Genomic DNA, 15825 nt, shown 5'->3' on the forward strand with positions numbered 1-15825 from the left:
TCATTCCGACGGCCGGCCCGACACCGGGCCGGCCGTCGGCTGCTCAGAGCCCTTCGGCGACCGCTGCGGCGATCTTCAGCCAGGCGTCCCGGGTGGCCGCGGAGAGACCGCCGTACCGGATCGGCTCGCCGCTGTCGATGAGCCGCTCGTACGGCGCCAGCAGCACCGCCCTGGTGCGAGCCGCGAAGTGCTCCTGAATGGCCGGCAAGTCGATCTCCTTGCGGGACGGCGGCATCGACACCACCGTCACCGCCTGCCGGACCAGCCGCTGCCGGCCGCTCTGCTCCAGGTGGTCGAGCATCCGGGCGGCGGTCTCCGCCGAGTCGTTACGGGCGGACATGGTGACCACGAGCTGGTCGGTGGCGTCCATCGACGCCTGCCAGTTCTGCGCCCGTACGTTGTTCCCCGTGTCCACGAAGATCAGCTTGTAGAACCGGCTGACCACCTCGCGGATCTCGGCGAACGCGGCAGCGGTCAACATCTCGCCGCCGGTGGCCGACTCGTCCGAGGCGAGCACGTCGAACATGCCCTCGCCCTGCGACCGCACGTACTGCGACAGGTCGCCGACCCGCCCGTGCGCGCCCTGGAACTGCCCGAGATCACGCAGCATGTCGCGCACCGTGCGGGCATGGAAGTCCTGCTGGGCGCGCATCCCGAGGGTGCCCTGGGTCTCGTTGTTGTCCCAGGCCAGCACGTAGCCGCCGCGCTTCTGACCGAACGTCATGGCGAGCAGCAGGATGGCCACCGTCTTACCGGCGCCGCCCTTCGGGTTGACCACGGTCACCTGCCGCAGCCCGCCGAAGTTGCGGCGCACCATCTCGATGTCCCGCTTGAGCTCCTGCTCGTGCCGGCCCGGAGAGAGCCGGAGCAGGCCCATCTTGTTGACCACCGCCCGTACGCCCATGGTGGCCACCGGGTCGGCGGGCCGGACCTGCCGACGGCGGGCGAAATCCTCCGCCGTCGGCGCGGCCGTGGTCTCCGGCGTCCACGTGGCGTCCGGGTAGCCCGTGGCCGGCACCCGTGCCACCGGGTCGGTCTCCTGGTACTGCTGCGGCGGGACCGGTGGAGCCGCCGCCGCGCCCTGCTGCCAGGGCGGCGGATACCAGCCCGGCGACGGGGGAACGGCCCCGGCGGCGGGGTCGGCACGGCGTCCTGCTGCGGTGGCTCCGCCGGGCCGGCCTGGCCAGGGATCGCCGCCTGGCCGCCGTAGACCTGCCCCGCGTACGTCTGCCCCGCCGCGCCGCCGCTGTCGACGGCGGGTGTCGGGGGTGGCGGAACCGGCGGGGTGGGGATCGGTGGCGGCGGAATGTCGACCTGCTCCGGTGCCGACGGGGTCGGGCTGGCCGGTCGCTGCGGTGGATACGCCCAGGGTGACTCGGCCGCGGGCCGAGCCGCCCCGACGGCAGGCGTGGTCTCCCCGCCACCCTGCGACACCGGTTCCGCTGCCGGCCCTGCGGCCTGGCCGGCCGTGCCGGGGTCTGCCGTTGCCGCGCCGGCTGCGGGCTGCCCTGCTGCGGGTGGCGCTGTTGCTCCGGGGCTTGCGGTGGCCGCACCGTCGGCGGGCGCGGCCACGACCGGCGGGCGATCCAGGGAGAACGGTAGATCCAGGTCGACCCCACCCGACACGCCCGATTGGCCGGGGGGCGGGACGGCGGTGGTGGCCGCCGGGTTCGGCGTGGCGCCCTCGGCGGTCGGCGTGCCGGTGGACGACGGCGACGAGTCGTTGCCGGCTCCGATGAGCCCGCCCACGGCGGGCGGCAGCGGTGGCGTCGGCGGTGCGGGCAGCGCCGGAGGAGCGGGCGACGTCGTCGACGCGGCCGGCGGGTCGGCCGGAGGCCAGCTCGGTTGCGCCGGCGCCCAGCCCGTGCCCGGCCCGCCCGGCCCGTTCGCGCCCCAGCCCGTCGGTGGCGGCACCGCCCCGGTCAGCGACGGATAGTCCGACGGAGACGGCGGCGGCAGGGCCGCCGCGCCCGGCTGCCCGGGGACGCCAGGACGGCCGACCGACGGCGCCGTGATCGGCGGTGCGGCGACCGGCGGTGACACGGCCGCAGGCGCGGACTGCGACGGGGCGACCCGCTGCTCGGCGACCGCCGCCCACGGCGGTACCACCTCTGCGCCCTGCTCGGCCGGATCCGGCGGCCACAGTGGTTCGATGTCCCGCTCCGGCACCGGCTGCTGGCCGGGCACCTGCGCCCGGTCGGCGTTCTTGTCCATTACGGTTCCTCCCCAGTCCTCCTGCGAGGATAGGCCCACCGGCCGACCGGGGCCGGTCGGCGAAACGGGGGTCAGACCACCCAGACCGCCCAGGCACCCGGTTCGACCCACCACGAGCGCTTGCGGGTCAGCTCACCCTCGACGCCGTCGTCGAGGTAGGGCACCTTTCCCTCGCGGGGCAGCACCGACACCGCCCGTCCGCGAGCCCGCCGCACTTCGAGGCGTACCCGCTTGCGACCCCACGTCGACCTGACGACCACCGGAACGGCCACCGCGACCTCGACCTGGCCGTCCGCCGGGTCCGGCGCGGCCAGCAACGTCACGTCGTCGAGCGACGCGTACCCGCCGGCGTTGCCGACCGCGCAGGCCAGCAACGGTTCGTCACCGTTCGTGAGGACGGTGTCGTCGACCTCCACCCGGGCCCGCCAGTGCAGCGGCCGACCCGCGTCGTCGGCGGCCCCGAACAGCGCGCCGTCCAGGGTCACCGAGCCGCCGTCATTGCGCAGCAGATCCAGCCGACGCGGCGTGCCGTCGAGCACCGCGGCCGCCACGGCCGCCGGGTCGCGGGGCAACCCGAACTGCGCGGCCAGGTCCCGCTGGGCGCCGCCGCGCGCCGGGTCGAGCGGGAGTACGGCGACCGGCGGCAGGTCGGGCAGGGTCCGGTCGTCACGCAGGTCCGCCGGGCGACGGCTCGGCGCTGGCGCGTACCGCCGAACGAGCCGGCGCAGCACGGCGCGCAACTGACCGTCGCTGGCCGTGGCGACGACCAGCCGGGTCTTGCCGTCCGCGTCCGGCCAGGTGAGGCCGTCCGGACGGGCCGGGCCGTCGAGCTGCGCGAGTACGGCGTCGATCTCCGCGTCCGAGCGGGCGGTGACCATCTGCACCCGGGCACCCCGGGCGGTCAGCGCGTCGGCGCAGGCCAGCACCGGCACCCGGGGCCGATCGGTGGCGCAACTGTCGGCGTCACCCGGCGTCGGTCCGGTTCCGTCGACGCCCGCGCCGGTCGCGTCCGCGCCGCCGCAGCAGGCCTCGCCGCTGCCGCACCCGCCGGAAGCGTCCCGCTCCGACGAAAGGGTGAGCAGCACCACGTCGTACACCGAAGGAGCCTCCCGCCTCTCGACGCGACCCCTGCCGGTCGCGCCGTCACTACTTGTTAACCTGACACCCCGGGCTCGCCAACCGGTCGCCATCTGGCACCCGAGCCTTCTGGAGGCGGAAGAGATGCCAGCGATCGTGCTCATCGGCGCTCAGTGGGGCGACGAGGGCAAGGGCAAGGTTACCGACCTGCTGGGTGAGCGGGTCGACTACGTCGTGCGCTACTCCGGCGGCAACAACGCCGGGCACACGGTGATCACCCCGGACGGCCAGAAGTACGCGCTCCACCTGATGCCCTCCGGGGCGCTCTCGCCGAGCGCGATGATCGTCATCGGCAACGGCGTGGTCGTCGACCCGAAGGTGCTCCTCGCCGAGATCGACGGTCTCGCCGAGCGTGGCGTGGACGTGTCCCGGCTGCGGATCTCCGGTGACGCGCACCTCATCATGCCGCACCACCGGGCACTGGACCGGGTCGTCGAGCGGTACCTCGGCTCGTCCCGGATCGGTACCACCGGTCGGGGCATCGGCCCCGCGTACGGCGACAAGGTCGCCCGGATGGGCATCCGACTCCAGGACCTGCTCGACCCGGGCATCCTGCGCAAGAAGCTGGAACTCGCACTGCGCGAGAAGAACCAGATGCTGTTCAAGGTCTACAACCGTAAGGCGATCGACCTCGAGGCCACGGTCGACGAGTACCTGGAGTACGCGGAGCGGCTCAAGCCGTACATCGCCGAGACGCGGGCGATGCTCTGGGACGCGCTGGACCGGGGCGACACGGTGCTGTTGGAGGGCGCGCAGGCCACCATGCTGGACATGGACCACGGCACGTACCCCTTCGTGACGTCGTCCAACCCGACGGCCGGTGGCGCCTGCGTGGGCGCCGGCATCCCGCCGACCGCGATCAACCAGGTGATCGCGGTGAGCAAGGCGTACACCACCCGGGTCGGCTCGGGGCCGTTCCCGACCGAGCTGTTCGACGCCAACGGCGCGCACCTGCGCAAGATCGGCGCGGAGTACGGCACCACCACCGGCCGGGAGCGCCGGTGCGGGTGGTTCGACGCGGTGGTGGCCCGGTACGCCTGCCGCCTCAACGGCGTCACCGACCTGGTCATCACCAAGCTGGACGTGCTCACCGGGCTGCCGAAGGTGCCGATCTGCGTCGGCTACGAGATCAACGGCAAGCGGGTCGACGACATGCCGATGAGCCAGACGGACTTCCACCACGCCACGCCGGTGTACGAGGAGTTGGACGGGTGGTGGGAGGACATCACCAAGGCCCGCACCCCCGAAGACCTGCCGGAGAACGCCCGTCGCTACATCGCCCGCGTAGAGGAACTCTGCAACACGAGGGTGAGCGTCATCGGCGTAGGCCCAGGCCGAGACGAAAACGTACTCCAACACCCCCTCCTCCCCTAACCCCCAAACCCCACCCCCACCCCACCCATTCGCCTCGGTGATCAAGAGGTTCGCGTCAGGAATCGGCGCGAATTTGACGCGAACCTCTTGATCGACGGGAACAAGCCTTCTGGGTTTTCCACAGGGGAACTGGGGTTATCCACAGGGGCTTGGGTGCGGGTGTGGCGGTGGGCAGGGTGTGGGGGTGGGACCACACCAGGTGCTTCGTGATGTAGCGGCCGGGCAGGACGGGATCGTCACCCTGGCCCAGGCCCTGCGCGCCGGTCTGACGAGAGACCAGGTCCGACAGTTGTGTCGGTCCGGCAGGTGGCAGGGGCTCCTGCGTGGGTGCTACGTCCCGGAGGCAGCGTCGTCCGATTCGACGCTGCGACGCGCCCGCATCCGGGCAGCGACCGCGAGCCTCGGGCCGGCTGCCTTCGCGGTCCTCGACACGGCGCTCGAGGTGCACGGCATCGCCGGCCTGCGGCGGACGTCACAGGTGCACGTATCGGTGCCGGTCGACAGGCCCCGGCCTCAGCGCGCGCTGGCGCCCTGGTTGGTCGTACACCAGGTCACCGTGGGTCCCGGCGAGATAGCAACGGTCGCGGGTGTCCGCGCGACCGCTCCGCTTCGCACGATTTCGGACGTCATTCTGCGTGCTGATCGATACTCGGCAGTCTCCGTCCTCGATTCGGCGCTCTGCCAGGGGCTCGTCACGCCGGACGACCTCGACGTGATCCCGCGTCTGATCCGGGGTCGGCGGGGTGCGGTCGCGGCACGACCCTGGCTGGCGGAAGCAGACGGCCGTGCACAGTCGCCCCTGGAAACGCGTACCCGGCTGCGATGTGTCGACGGAGGGGTGCCGCCGGACGCCTTGCAGTTGGAGGTACGCGACGACGACGGATACCTGCTCGGCATCGGTGACCTCGGGTGGCGCGCGCCGAGGGTGATAGCGGAAGCCGACGGTCGCAGCGCCCATGACACCCCGGAGGCGGCCTTCGCTGACCGCCACCGTCAGAATCGCCTGGTCAACGCCGGCTGGACGATCCTCCGTTTCACCTGGCAGGACACCCTGCGCCCCGACTACATCCCCTGGACCGTCCGCCGGGCGATCACGAAAAACCAGGACCAACGCCGGTGATCAAGAGGTTTGCGTCAAATCCGCGCCCCTTCCTGACGCAAACCTCTTGATCACCGGGGGGGGCGGGGGCTGGGGGCCGGGGCCGGGGGCGAGGGCCCGGGGGGCGGCGGGGCGGCGGGGCGGGGTGGGGGGTTGGGTGGGCAGTAGGATGGGGCGTTGTGCGGGTTCTCTTGGTGGGTGGTGGGGGGCGCGAGCATGCGCTTGCCCTCGGGTTGGTTCGTGATCCGGCTGTCGACGCGTTGATTGCCGCTCCGGGTAATCCGGGGATCGCCGACGTCGCCGAGCTGAAGGCCGTTACCGCGACCGATCCGGCCGCCGTGGCGGCGCTGGCGGTGGAGACCGCAGCCGACCTGGTGGTGATCGGCCCGGAGGCGCCGCTGGTCGCCGGTGTCGCCGATGCCGTACGAGCCAAGGGCATCGCCGTTTTCGGCCCGTCGGCCGAGGCCGCCCAGTTGGAGGGTTCGAAGGCGTTCGCCAAGGACGTGATGACCGCCGCCGGTGTGCCGACCGCCCGGGCGTACGTCTGTACGGACGAGGAGAGCACCGCGCGTGCGCTCGACGAGTTCGGCGCCCCGTACGTGGTGAAGGACGACGGTCTCGCCGCCGGCAAGGGCGTGGTGGTGACCGACGACCGGTCCGCCGCGCTGGCGCACGCCGCGGAGTGCGGCCGGGTCGTGGTCGAGGAGTTCCTCGACGGCCCGGAGGTCAGCCTGTTCGTGGTCACCGACGGCGAGGCCGCCCTGCCGCTGCTGCCAGCGCAGGACTTCAAGCGGATCGGCGACGGCGACAGCGGCCCCAACACGGGTGGCATGGGAGCGTACGCGCCGCTGCCGTGGGCACCGCCGGGCCTGGTCGACGACGTCATGCGCGACGTGGTGCACCCGACGCTGGCCGAGCTGCGCCGCCGGGGCACGCCGTTCGCGGGCCTGCTCTACGTCGGCCTGGCGATGACCGCCGCCGGCCCCCGGGTGATCGAGTTCAACGCGCGCTTCGGTGACCCGGAGACCCAGGTGGTGCTCGCGCTGCTGGAGACTCCCCTGGGTGGGTTGTTGCAGGCGGCGGCCACCGGCACGCTGGCCGAGCACCCGCCGTTGCGCTGGCGGGACGGCGCCGCCGTCACCGTGGTGCTCGCCGCGCAGGGCTACCCGGCCGCGCCGCGCACCGGCGATGTGATCACCGGCGCGGACCGGCCGGGAATCATCCACGCGGGCACCGCCCGCCGGGCCGGCGACGGCGCGTTGCTGTCCGCCGGCGGCCGGGTTCTCTGTGGTACGGCCACCGGCCGCGACCTGGCGGCTGCCCGGGAGGCGGCGTACGCGCTGGTGGACGGGGTGGAGTTGGCGGGCTCGCAGCACCGCACCGACATCGCCGCGGCCGCGATCGCCGGCCGGATCACGATCCCGGGCTGACCTCTCAGCCGTAGTAGCGGCGCAGCTCGCGGGCGAGGACCTTGCCGGTGGCGTTGCGGGGCAGGTACTTCACGTAGACCACGTCCCGGGGTACGGAGAAGCGGGCCAGGTAGTGCCGGACGTACTCGCGGACCGCCTCGGGGTCGAGCGTCTCGCCGGGGTGCAGGGCGAGGAACGCGGCGAGTCGCTGGCCGTACTCGGGGTCGGGTACGCCGATCACGGCGGCCTCGCGTACCTGCGGTAGCTGGGCGAGCAGGTCCTCCACCTCGGACGGGAACACGTTCTCGCCGCCGGAGACGATCATGTCGTCGGCCCGGCCGTCCACGAAGAGCAGTCCGTCGGGGTTGAGCCGGCCGAGGTCTCCGGTGTCGAGCAACCCGTCGCGGGTCTCCCGGGTGGCACCCGAGGTGTATCCCTCGAAGAGCATCTCGTTGCCGACGAAGATGCGCCCGACCTGTCCCGGCGGGACCGGTTGGCCGGCGTTGTCGAGCAGTTCCAGTCGGGTGCCGTGTGGTGGTCGGCCGGCCGTGGTGGGTGCCTGGCGCAGGTCCGCCGGGTTGGCGATGGACGCCCAGGAGACCTCGGTGGACCCGTACATGTTGTAGAGGACGTCTCCGTACGCGTCCATGAACTTCGGTGCGAGCCCGCCGGGCAGGGCCGATCCGCTGACCGCGACGACCTTGAGCGTGGGGCGTGGGTCCGGTGGGGGCACCTCCAGCAGTCGTTGGAGCATCACGGGTACGGCGAAGAGGGCGTCGCAGCGGTGGGTGACCAGGGCGGCGAGCGTGGCGGCCGGGTCGAAGCGGCGGTGCAGCACGATGGTGGCCCGCAGCGCGAAGCACACCTGGAGCGCGGCGAATCCCCAGGTGTGGAAGATCGGGGCGGCGATCAGCACCCGGTCCTTTGTGTGCAGGGGTATGCGGTCGATGATGGACACGAGCGGCCCGAAGCCGCTGGGTGTGGGACGGCGGGCGCCCTTGGGAGCACCGGTGCTGCCCGAGGTCAGCACGATGATCCGGCCGTCGCGCTCCGGCGGGTGCAGCTCGCCCGGTAGCGCCCCGGCCACCAGATCCTCGCGGGCGCGTTCGTCGAGGCGGGGCAGTTCGGCGGGGAGGCCGAGGACCCGTTCGGCGAACTCGTCGTCGTGCACCAACAGCCGCAGCCGCTGTTCCTCGGCGACGGTGGCGAGTTGGGCGGCGGAGAGGCCCGTGTTGACGAGCACCGCGTCGACACCGAGCAGGGTCGCCGCGACGATCGTCTCGATGAGCCCGTGGTGGTTGCGGCAGAGGACGCCGATCCGGTCGCCGGGTTGTACGCCGAGCCCGGACCGCATCGACCGGGCCATCCGCTCGGCCCGGTCGAGGAGCGCCTGGTAGGTCAGCTCGACGCCGTTTTCGTCGATGATCGCCGGTCGCCCGGGGTCGCGGGCGGCCGCCTGGCGTAGTTCGCCGGCGAGGCTCCATCCCCAGGTACGCAGCGCGTTGAGCTGCGAGGCGATTCGGACCGGGCGGCCCGGGGTGAGCAGACCGCGACGGGTCAGCGTGGTGACGACGAACGGCAGGTCCATGCCGCAGACCTCCTTGGGGGCGGTGCGCGGACAGCCCCATCCGGCGGGGCGTCTTCCTTGATCATGCACCCGACGCGCCGGGCGGCCCAGCCGACGTCGGCGTGGGGTGACGTAGTCGGCACGGTTAGGCAGAAGCAGGATCGCCGGGTACGGGTCTGGCGGCACCGACCTGGGCCCGCGCCGACCGGTCGGGCCGTCGGCCGGAGCGGCCGCCGACCCGACGCTGGTCGGGCGCGAGGAGCGGAGGGTCAGCGGATCTGCATGCCGGAGATCGCTCGGGAGATGACCAGTCGCTGGATCTCGGACGTACCCTCGAAAATGGTGTAGATCTTGGCGTCGCGGTACCAGCGCTCGACCGGGTGGTCGCGCAGGAATCCGGCGCCGCCGAGCAGTTGTACCGCCTTCTCGGTGACGGACACCGCGACCTCGCCGGCCTTGAGCTTGGACATCGAGCCCTCGCCCGCGGTGAACGGGCGGTTGTTGCGGCCCATCCAGGAGGCCCGCCAGACCAGCAGTCGCGCGGCGTCGATCTCCATGCGCATGTCGGCCAGCGTGAACGCGACCGCCTGGTTCTCGATGATCGGCCGTCCGAACTGGACCCGGTCCTTGGCGTAGTCCAGGGCGTACTCGTAGGCGGCCCGCGCCACGCCGAGTGCCTGCGCGCCCACGGTGGGTCGGGACAGTTCGAAGGTACGCATCGCGGCCTGCCCGCTGGCGCGTTGCCCGGACCGGGCTCGTGCCAGGCGTTCGTCCAGGGCGTCCTTGCCGCCGAGCAGGCAGCGGCCGGGTACGCGTACCTCGTCGAGGAAGACGTCGGCGGTGTGCGACGCGCGCAGGCCGAGCTTGCGCAGCTTGCGGGTCGCGGCCAGGCCGGGGGTGCCCGGCGGTACGACGAACGCCGCCTGACCGCGCGAGCCGAGCGTGGGATCCACGGAGGCGGTGACCACGTGCACTCCGGCGATGCCGCCGTTGGTGGCGTACGCCTTCTGGCCGGTGAGCACCCACTCGTCGGTGGCCTCGTCGTAGACGGCGCGGGTGCGCATCGCGCTGACGTCGGAACCGGCCTCGGGTTCGCTGCTGCAGAACGCGGCGACGGCGGGCGAGTCGACGTCGCCGAAGCACTGGGGCACCCACTCGACCATCTGGTCCGGGGTGCCGGTGCCGTAGATGGCGGCGACGGCGAGGGAGGTGCCGAAGATGCTCAGGCCGATGCCGGCGTCACCCCAGAAGAGTTCCTCGCTGGCGATGGGCAGGGACAGCCCGGTCGGGTCGGCCCAGCAGGTGGCGAGGAACTCGAAGCCGTAGAGGCCGACCTTGGCGGCCTCCTGGATCACCGGCCACGGGGTGTCCTCGCGTTCGTCCCACTCGGCGGCGGCCGGGCGCACGACCTCGGCGGCGAAGCCGTGCACCCAGTCGCGTAGATCCCGCTGTTCCTCGTTCAGGTCGAGCGAGAACTCGGCCATGTCAGGCCTTGGGGATGTCGAACAGGTTGGCGATGTTGGCGGCGAGGCCGAGGTCGCCCTTGGCCTTCAGCTTGCCGGTCATGAACATCATGACCGGGTTGGCGCCGCCGGAGACGATCTTCAGGAACTCGACTGGGCCCATGGTGAGGCTCAGCTTCGGGTCGTGCTGCGGGGTCTCGTTCACCTCGCACTTGCCGTCGGCGATGGCCACCTCGTAGGTGTCGCTGCCGCCGTCGGGGCGACCGGTGATGATCCAGTGGATGACCGCGTTGGTGGAGCCGGCCCGGTCCGCGCGGAACAGCGACGGCATCCGGCCGAACACCTCACCGAGGACCTTGCCGCGCAGCTCGCCGGCCATCACCTGGGCGATCTTGTCGTCCGGGGTGGACTTGACCAGCTGGGCGAACTCCTTGGGCCCGACGTTGGCGAAGTTGGCCGGGTCGAAGTCAGTCATGAGACGCGCCTTCCGGAAGATTTGGCTACTCGTGCGTAACCCTACGCACGAGTAGGTATGCTCGCAAGGTGTCCACGCCTCCCGCGTTCAAGCGCCTCCCGCGCGCCGTACGCGAGCAACAGATGCTCGACGCGGCCGTGAAGGTCTTCTCCCGGCGCGGCTTCCACGCCGCCAGCATGGACGAGATCGCGGAGGACGCCGGCATCTCCAAACCCATGGTGTACGCGTACCTCGGCACCAAGGAGGAGCTCTTCGTCGCCTGCCTGCACCGGGAGGGGACCCGGATGATGCAGGCCATCGCCGGTGCCGCCGCCCCCGACCTGCCGGCCGACGAGCGGCTGTGGCGTGGACTCAAGGCGTTCTTCGGCTTCGTGGGCGCGCACCGCGACGGCTGGGCGGTGCTCTACCGGCAGGCCCGCGGCGAGCAGCCGTTCGCCGGTGAACTGGCCACCATGCGCGCCCGGCTGGTCGAGGTGGTCGCCGGGATGCTCGACCACGCGCTGCGCGAGGAGGGTCGCGAGATCGCGCCCACCGACCTGGAGGTCGTCGCGTACGCCCTGGTCGGCGCGACCGAGTCGCTGGCCGACTGGCTCGCCGACCACCCGGAGGCCGACCCGGAGAAGACGGCCACCCGGATGATGAACGTGGCCTGGCTCGGCGCCGCCCAGCTTCTGCACGGCGTCACCTGGCGTCCGCCGGTCGACTGACGGCCTCGGCGGAGAAAGCCTCGGTGTCCGGCGTCGCACGGCGGCGGTTGCGCAGCCAGCGGACCACCTCGACGACCACCGTCACCGTCAGGGCGAGGCCCAGACCGAGCAGGAGACCGCGAAGAGGATCCTGCTCGAACGCCAGCCCGCCGACGTAGCCGACCAGCGCCGAGTAGAGCCCCCACGAGCCGGCGGCGAGCGCGTCGAAGGCCAGAAAACGTCGCCGGGGGAACCGCACCGCACCCATGGTGAGGGTGACCGCGGTCCGGCCGCCCGGCACGTAGCGGGCCACGGTGAGGATCAGACCACCGCGCGTCGCGATTCCCCGACGGGCCCGGTCGATGGCCCTTGAGCGTCGGCCGTCGGCCGGCAGCCGGCCCAGCAGTCGCGCTCCGCCGCCCCGCCCGATGGCGTACGAGACGTGGTCGCCGACGAGCGCCCCGGCGGCGGCCACCACGATGACCGCGGGCAGGTACGGCGTTCCCGAGGCGGCGAACACCCCGGCCGTGATCACCGCCGTCTCGCTCGGCACCACCGGAAAGAAGCCGTCGAGCACGGCGATGGCGAAGAGGGCCAGGTACACCCAGGGCGAGGACATCGTGTCGTGCAGCAGGTCGAGCAGATCCATGATCCTGATGCTGCTGTCCGGGGCGGCCCCCGCCATCGGCCAGTGGTCAGGCGGGCGACACTACTTAGGTAGCTGTCGGCCCGGACGACGGCTCAGGGTGTTCCCCCACCACACCCCCGTCCTGTGCCGCGAGGCGGGCCGGCCCGTCCACCAAGCCCTACGCTCGCTGCGTGGCATCCACCACCGTCGCCGTCCGGCGAGCCTTCCAGCGGTACGCCTCGCTGCTGCTCGCGGTCGTGGTCGGGGCAGCGGTGTGGGCCAGCGCGGCCGGTGACCTCGGGGTCCGCTCGCCGCTGCCGGGCGTCGTCACGCTGGTCCTCGCCGTCGCCTCCGGCTGGGCCAGCGCTGCCGTGGGTACCCGTCGCTGGCCGTTGTTCCTGGTCGCGGCGGTTGGTTGGCTGGTGCTCGCCGCCGCGGCGGCCGGGGTGGTCGCCTCGTACCAGGCGGGGGTGCGGCTGCGGGGCCGCCAACTTGCCGGCTACCTCGTCGGCGTCGCCGTGGTGCTCGGCGGTGGGGTCGTGGTCGGGCAGCAGGTGGGTGGCGTACGCCGGATCACCACCGCGACCACCGGCAACGTGCTGCTGCTCGCCGTCTGCCTGGTCGGGCTTCCGTTGCTCTTCGGCCTCTGGATCCGCGCGCGTCGGGACACTCTCGCCGCGCTGCGGGACCGGGCCGAACGGCTGGAGCGCGAGCGGGAGGCCCACGCCGACCGGGTCCGCGCCGAGGAGCGGACCCGGATCGCGCGGGAGATGCACGACGTGGTGGCGCACCGGGTCTCGCTCATGGTCGTGCACGCCGGGGCCCTGGAGGTGACCGCCGCGAACCCGGCGACCGTCGAGACCGCCGCGCTCATCAGGACGACCGGCCGGGCGGCGCTCACCGACCTGCGTGAGGTGCTGGGTGTGCTCCGCCAGGCCGAGGCGGCGTTGTTGCCGGAGCGGGGGCTCGACGCGCTGGACGAGCTGATCGGGGAGTCCCGTGCCGCCGGTCTGCGGGTGTCCCGGGAGGACGAGGGCGCGCCGACCGCACTGCCCGCGACGTTGGGGCGCACCGCGTACCGGGTCGTCCGCGAGGCGTTGACCAACGTGCGCAAGCACGCGGCCGACGCCGAAACGGTCGTTCGCCTGCGCTTCCTCCCCGACGGGCTGGAGGTCGTCGTGCGCAACGGTCCGTCCGTGGCCGGGCCGGAGCTGCCCGGTGCCGGGCAAGGGCTGCTCGGGCTGCGGGAGCGGGTGGAACTGCTCGGCGGCCGGCTGGACGCGACGTCCGTCGACGGCGGTTTCCTGGTCCGGGCCCTGCTCCCGCTGGCGGGTGTGGCGTGATCCGGGTGCTGGTCGTCGACGACGAGCAGCTCGTCCGCGCCGGGCTACGGCTCATCCTCGAGGCGGCGAAGGACATCACCGTGGTCGGCGAGGCGGCGAATGGCGCCGGCGCGCTGGAGCAGGCCCACCGGTTGCGCCCCGACGTGGTGCTGCTCGACGTGCGGATGCCGGGCGTCGACGGGCTGACCGTCGCGCCGGAGTTGGTCGCCGCCGGCCCGAGGGTGATCATGCTGACCACCTTCGACCTCGACGAGTACGTGCACGGGGCGCTGCGTGCCGGTGCGGTCGGCTTCCTGCTCAAGGACACTCCGCCCCACGAGTTGGCCGCCGCCGTCCGTACGGTGGCCGCCGGCCACGCGATGCTGGCCCCGACGGTGACCCGGCGGCTGATCAGCTCGTTCGCCGAGCGAGGTCCGGCCCGTCGGGACGCGGCTCGCGAACGGCTCGCCGCGCTCACCGGACGGGAGCTGGAGATCGTGCGGGAGGTGGCACGCGGGCACGGCAACGCCGAGATCGCCAGGCGGCTGACGATGAGCGAGGCCACCGTGAAGGCGCATGTCAGCCGGGCGCTGGCGAAACTGCACGTGGGCAATCGGGTGCGGTTGGCGATCCTGGTGCACGACGCCGACCTGCTGTGACGTGCCCCGGTGGCCGGGCGGCGATCACCGGCGGGAGGCCGCGCGCCGGTGTGCCTGGCGGCGTAGCCACCGGATCCCCTCCAGGCCGAAGGTGATGACGAGGGAGACTCCCACCCCGACCAGTACGCCCTTCACCGGGTCGCGTTCGAAGGCCAGCCCGCCGAAGTATCCGAGCAGGCCGCAGTACACGGCCCAGGTGAACGCCCCGATGCTGTCGTAGAGCAGGAACGCGCGGCGGGAGTAGCCCACCGCGCCCATGGTGAGGGTGACGGCGGTCCGGCCACCCGGGACGTACCGGCTGGTGGTCAGGATCATCCCGCCCCGGCGGTCCACCGCGCGGCGGGCCCAGTCGGAGCTGGCTCGCCGGCGGCTGCCGTCGGGCAGCCGGGCCAGCCGGCTCGCGCCACCGCCGCGCCCGATGGCGTACGAGATGTGGTCGCCGACCAGCGCGCCCACGCCAGCGCTGACGATCACGAGGGTGAGGCTGGGGTGACCGCCGCTGGCGGACAGCACCCCGGCGGTGATCACGGCGGCCTCGCCGGGCACCGCAGGGAAGAACGCGTCGACCGCGGTGAGGCCGAAGATCACCAGGTACACCCATGGCGAGGTGACCGTCCCACGGAGGAGGTCGAGCAGGGCGTCCATGCCCCCATGTTTGATGGCTCGGCGGCGGTCGGTGGCGCTTCGCCGACATTGCGCCGAATGGTCATCCGATCACCCCCTTGGCGCGGGCGACGAACTCCCGCACCTCGGGGGCATGGCCTCGCTCACTGCTTCTCGCTGCTGGGCGGAGGGTAGTGGGCGCCGTTGAAGGTGACTCGCAGCGAGTACACCGAGGTTCCGGCGGTGATGAACAGGTGGTTGCGTTTCGGCCCACCGAAGGCGAGGTTGGCTACCGGTTCGGGTAGCAGCAGCTTGCCGATCAGGGTTCCGTCGGGATCGAAGCAGTGCACACCGTCCCAGGCCCCCGCCCACACCCGCCCAGCGTCGTCGAGACGGATGCCGTCGAAACGGCCGAAGTCGCACTCAGTGAAGATCTTCCCACCGCTGAGGCTGCCATCGGCGGTGACGTCGAAGACGCGGATGTGACTCGGGTCCTGTCGGGTGTCCACCACGTAGAGCTGCTGTTCGTCGGCCGAGAACGCCAGGCCGTTGGGGCGGCTGAAGTCATTCGCGACGACGCGCATGTCGCCCGTCCCAGGGTCCAGGCGGAACACGTAACAGGCGCCGTCGAACTCGTTGTCGCCTCTGTTGCCCTCATAGTCGTTGTGGATGCCGTAACTCGGGTCGGTGAACCAGATCGTGCCGTCGGCGCGGACGACCACGTCGTTGGGGCTGTTGAGCCGCTTGCCCTGGAAGCCGTCGGCCAGCACGGTGATCGTGCCGTCGTGCTCGGTGCGGGTGACCCGCCGATTGCCCTGCTCGCACGTGACAAGCCGACCCTGGCGGTCCACGGTGTTGCCGTTGGCGTAGCCCGAGCCGTGGCGGAAGACGCCGACAGCGCCGGTGGTCTCATCCCAGCGCAGCATCCGGTCGTTGGGGATGTCGCTCCACACCAGGTAGCGGCCTGCCGGAAAATACGCCGGCCCCTCAGTCTTGCGTGCGCCGCTGTGTAGCAGTTCGACGACAAAGTCGCCGTCGCAGCCACGGAACCGCTCATCCAGCAGGCGGAATTCAGTGGGAACAGTGTCGGTCATCGCCATCCCTCCCCTTGCGCCGGAGCACCATTCGGCAAAGGCACGTGGAAACCATACCTGGTATGGTAGGCGCGCCGGTCAACCGAATTTCGTTC

Annotated in this window: 14 protein-coding genes and 1 pseudogene; 7 read left to right on the forward strand and 8 right to left on the reverse strand. The window is 72.2% G+C overall.

What is annotated here, in order from left to right:
• Window positions 1–43: 43 nt before the first annotated feature.
• Window positions 44–1749: pseudogene (locus ACQP03_RS00745) on the reverse strand (chromosome partitioning protein).
• Here ACQP03_RS00745 and ACQP03_RS00750 point away from each other — a divergent pair.
• A complete protein-coding gene (locus tag ACQP03_RS00750; RefSeq protein ID WP_433461246.1) occupies window positions 1658–1936 on the forward strand; it encodes a hypothetical protein in 279 nt (92 codons plus the stop codon). The pseudogene ACQP03_RS00745 and the gene ACQP03_RS00750 sit on opposite strands and share 92 nt — an antisense overlap.
• A 349-nt stretch (window positions 1937–2285) precedes the next feature.
• Here the strand turns inward: ACQP03_RS00750 and ACQP03_RS00755 are convergent, their stop codons facing one another.
• Window positions 2286–3311, reverse strand: coding sequence for a hypothetical protein (locus tag ACQP03_RS00755; RefSeq protein ID WP_357171682.1), 1026 nt, complete (start codon window positions 3309–3311; stop codon window positions 2286–2288).
• Window positions 3312–3435: 124 nt separating this feature from the next.
• Between ACQP03_RS00755 and ACQP03_RS00760 the strand changes: the two genes are divergently transcribed.
• The 3 genes from ACQP03_RS00760 (at window position 3436) to purD (ending at window position 7254) form a co-directional block, all read left to right on the forward strand.
• Window positions 3436–4725 carry an adenylosuccinate synthase gene (locus ACQP03_RS00760; protein WP_433459844.1) on the forward strand — a complete coding sequence of 430 codons (1290 nt, stop codon included), beginning with the start codon at window positions 3436–3438 and terminating at the stop codon, window positions 4723–4725.
• 199 nt (window positions 4726–4924) lie between these two features.
• Window positions 4925–5845: a type IV toxin-antitoxin system AbiEi family antitoxin domain-containing protein gene (locus tag ACQP03_RS00765; RefSeq protein ID WP_433459846.1), complete on the forward strand. Its 921-nt coding sequence runs from the start codon at window positions 4925–4927 to the stop codon at window positions 5843–5845.
• Window positions 5846–6003: 158 nt separating this feature from the next.
• Window positions 6004–7254, forward strand: a complete 1251-nt coding sequence (gene purD / locus ACQP03_RS00770) for a phosphoribosylamine--glycine ligase (protein WP_433459848.1) — start codon at window positions 6004–6006, stop codon at window positions 7252–7254.
• A 4-nt stretch (window positions 7255–7258) separates the two neighbouring features.
• Here the strand turns inward: purD and ACQP03_RS00775 are convergent, their stop codons facing one another.
• The 3 genes from ACQP03_RS00775 to ACQP03_RS00785 form a co-directional block, all read right to left on the reverse strand.
• Window positions 7259–8821, reverse strand: a complete 1563-nt coding sequence (locus ACQP03_RS00775; RefSeq protein WP_433459850.1) for an AMP-binding protein — start codon at window positions 8819–8821, stop codon at window positions 7259–7261.
• A 248-nt stretch (window positions 8822–9069) separates the two neighbouring features.
• A complete protein-coding gene (locus ACQP03_RS00780; RefSeq protein ID WP_357171679.1) occupies window positions 9070–10284 on the reverse strand; it encodes an acyl-CoA dehydrogenase family protein in 1215 nt (404 codons plus the stop codon).
• Window position 10285: 1 nt separating this feature from the next.
• Window positions 10286–10738 (reverse strand): SCP2 sterol-binding domain-containing protein, encoded by a 453-nt coding sequence (locus tag ACQP03_RS00785; RefSeq protein ID WP_355048433.1) that lies wholly within the window; start codon window positions 10736–10738, stop codon window positions 10286–10288.
• A 68-nt stretch (window positions 10739–10806) separates the two neighbouring features.
• Between ACQP03_RS00785 and ACQP03_RS00790 the strand changes: the two genes are divergently transcribed.
• Window positions 10807–11445 carry a TetR/AcrR family transcriptional regulator gene (locus ACQP03_RS00790; protein WP_355048432.1) on the forward strand — a complete coding sequence of 213 codons (639 nt, stop codon included), beginning with the start codon at window positions 10807–10809 and terminating at the stop codon, window positions 11443–11445.
• Here the strand turns inward: ACQP03_RS00790 and ACQP03_RS00795 are convergent.
• Window positions 11420–12073, reverse strand: a complete 654-nt coding sequence (locus ACQP03_RS00795) for a DedA family protein (RefSeq protein ID WP_433459854.1) — start codon at window positions 12071–12073, stop codon at window positions 11420–11422. The two genes, ACQP03_RS00790 and ACQP03_RS00795, sit on opposite strands and share 26 nt — an antisense overlap.
• 170 nt (window positions 12074–12243) lie before the next feature.
• Here ACQP03_RS00795 and ACQP03_RS00800 point away from each other — a divergent pair, with 170 nt between their 5' ends.
• Window positions 12244–13395 (forward strand): sensor histidine kinase, encoded by a 1152-nt coding sequence (locus tag ACQP03_RS00800; protein WP_357171677.1) that lies wholly within the window; start codon window positions 12244–12246, stop codon window positions 13393–13395.
• Complete coding sequence (locus tag ACQP03_RS00805; RefSeq protein WP_357132182.1) at window positions 13392–14033, forward strand: response regulator transcription factor; 642 nt, start codon at window positions 13392–13394, stop codon at window positions 14031–14033. Before ACQP03_RS00800 ends, ACQP03_RS00805 begins: the two co-directional genes overlap by 4 nt.
• 24 nt (window positions 14034–14057) lie before the next feature.
• Here the strand turns inward: ACQP03_RS00805 and ACQP03_RS00810 are convergent, their stop codons facing one another.
• Both ACQP03_RS00810 and ACQP03_RS00815 read right to left on the reverse strand, forming a co-directional pair.
• A complete protein-coding gene (locus ACQP03_RS00810; protein WP_355048429.1) occupies window positions 14058–14678 on the reverse strand; it encodes a DedA family protein in 621 nt (206 codons plus the stop codon).
• Window positions 14679–14800: 122 nt separating this feature from the next.
• Window positions 14801–15730: an SMP-30/gluconolactonase/LRE family protein gene (locus ACQP03_RS00815; protein ID WP_433459857.1), complete on the reverse strand. Its 930-nt coding sequence runs from the start codon at window positions 15728–15730 to the stop codon at window positions 14801–14803.
• Window positions 15731–15825 lie beyond the last annotated feature (95 nt).

Source organism: Micromonospora sp. CA-248212 (genome assembly GCF_050948405.1).
In the GTDB taxonomy this organism is placed as follows: Bacteria; Actinomycetota; Actinomycetes; order Mycobacteriales; family Micromonosporaceae; genus Micromonospora.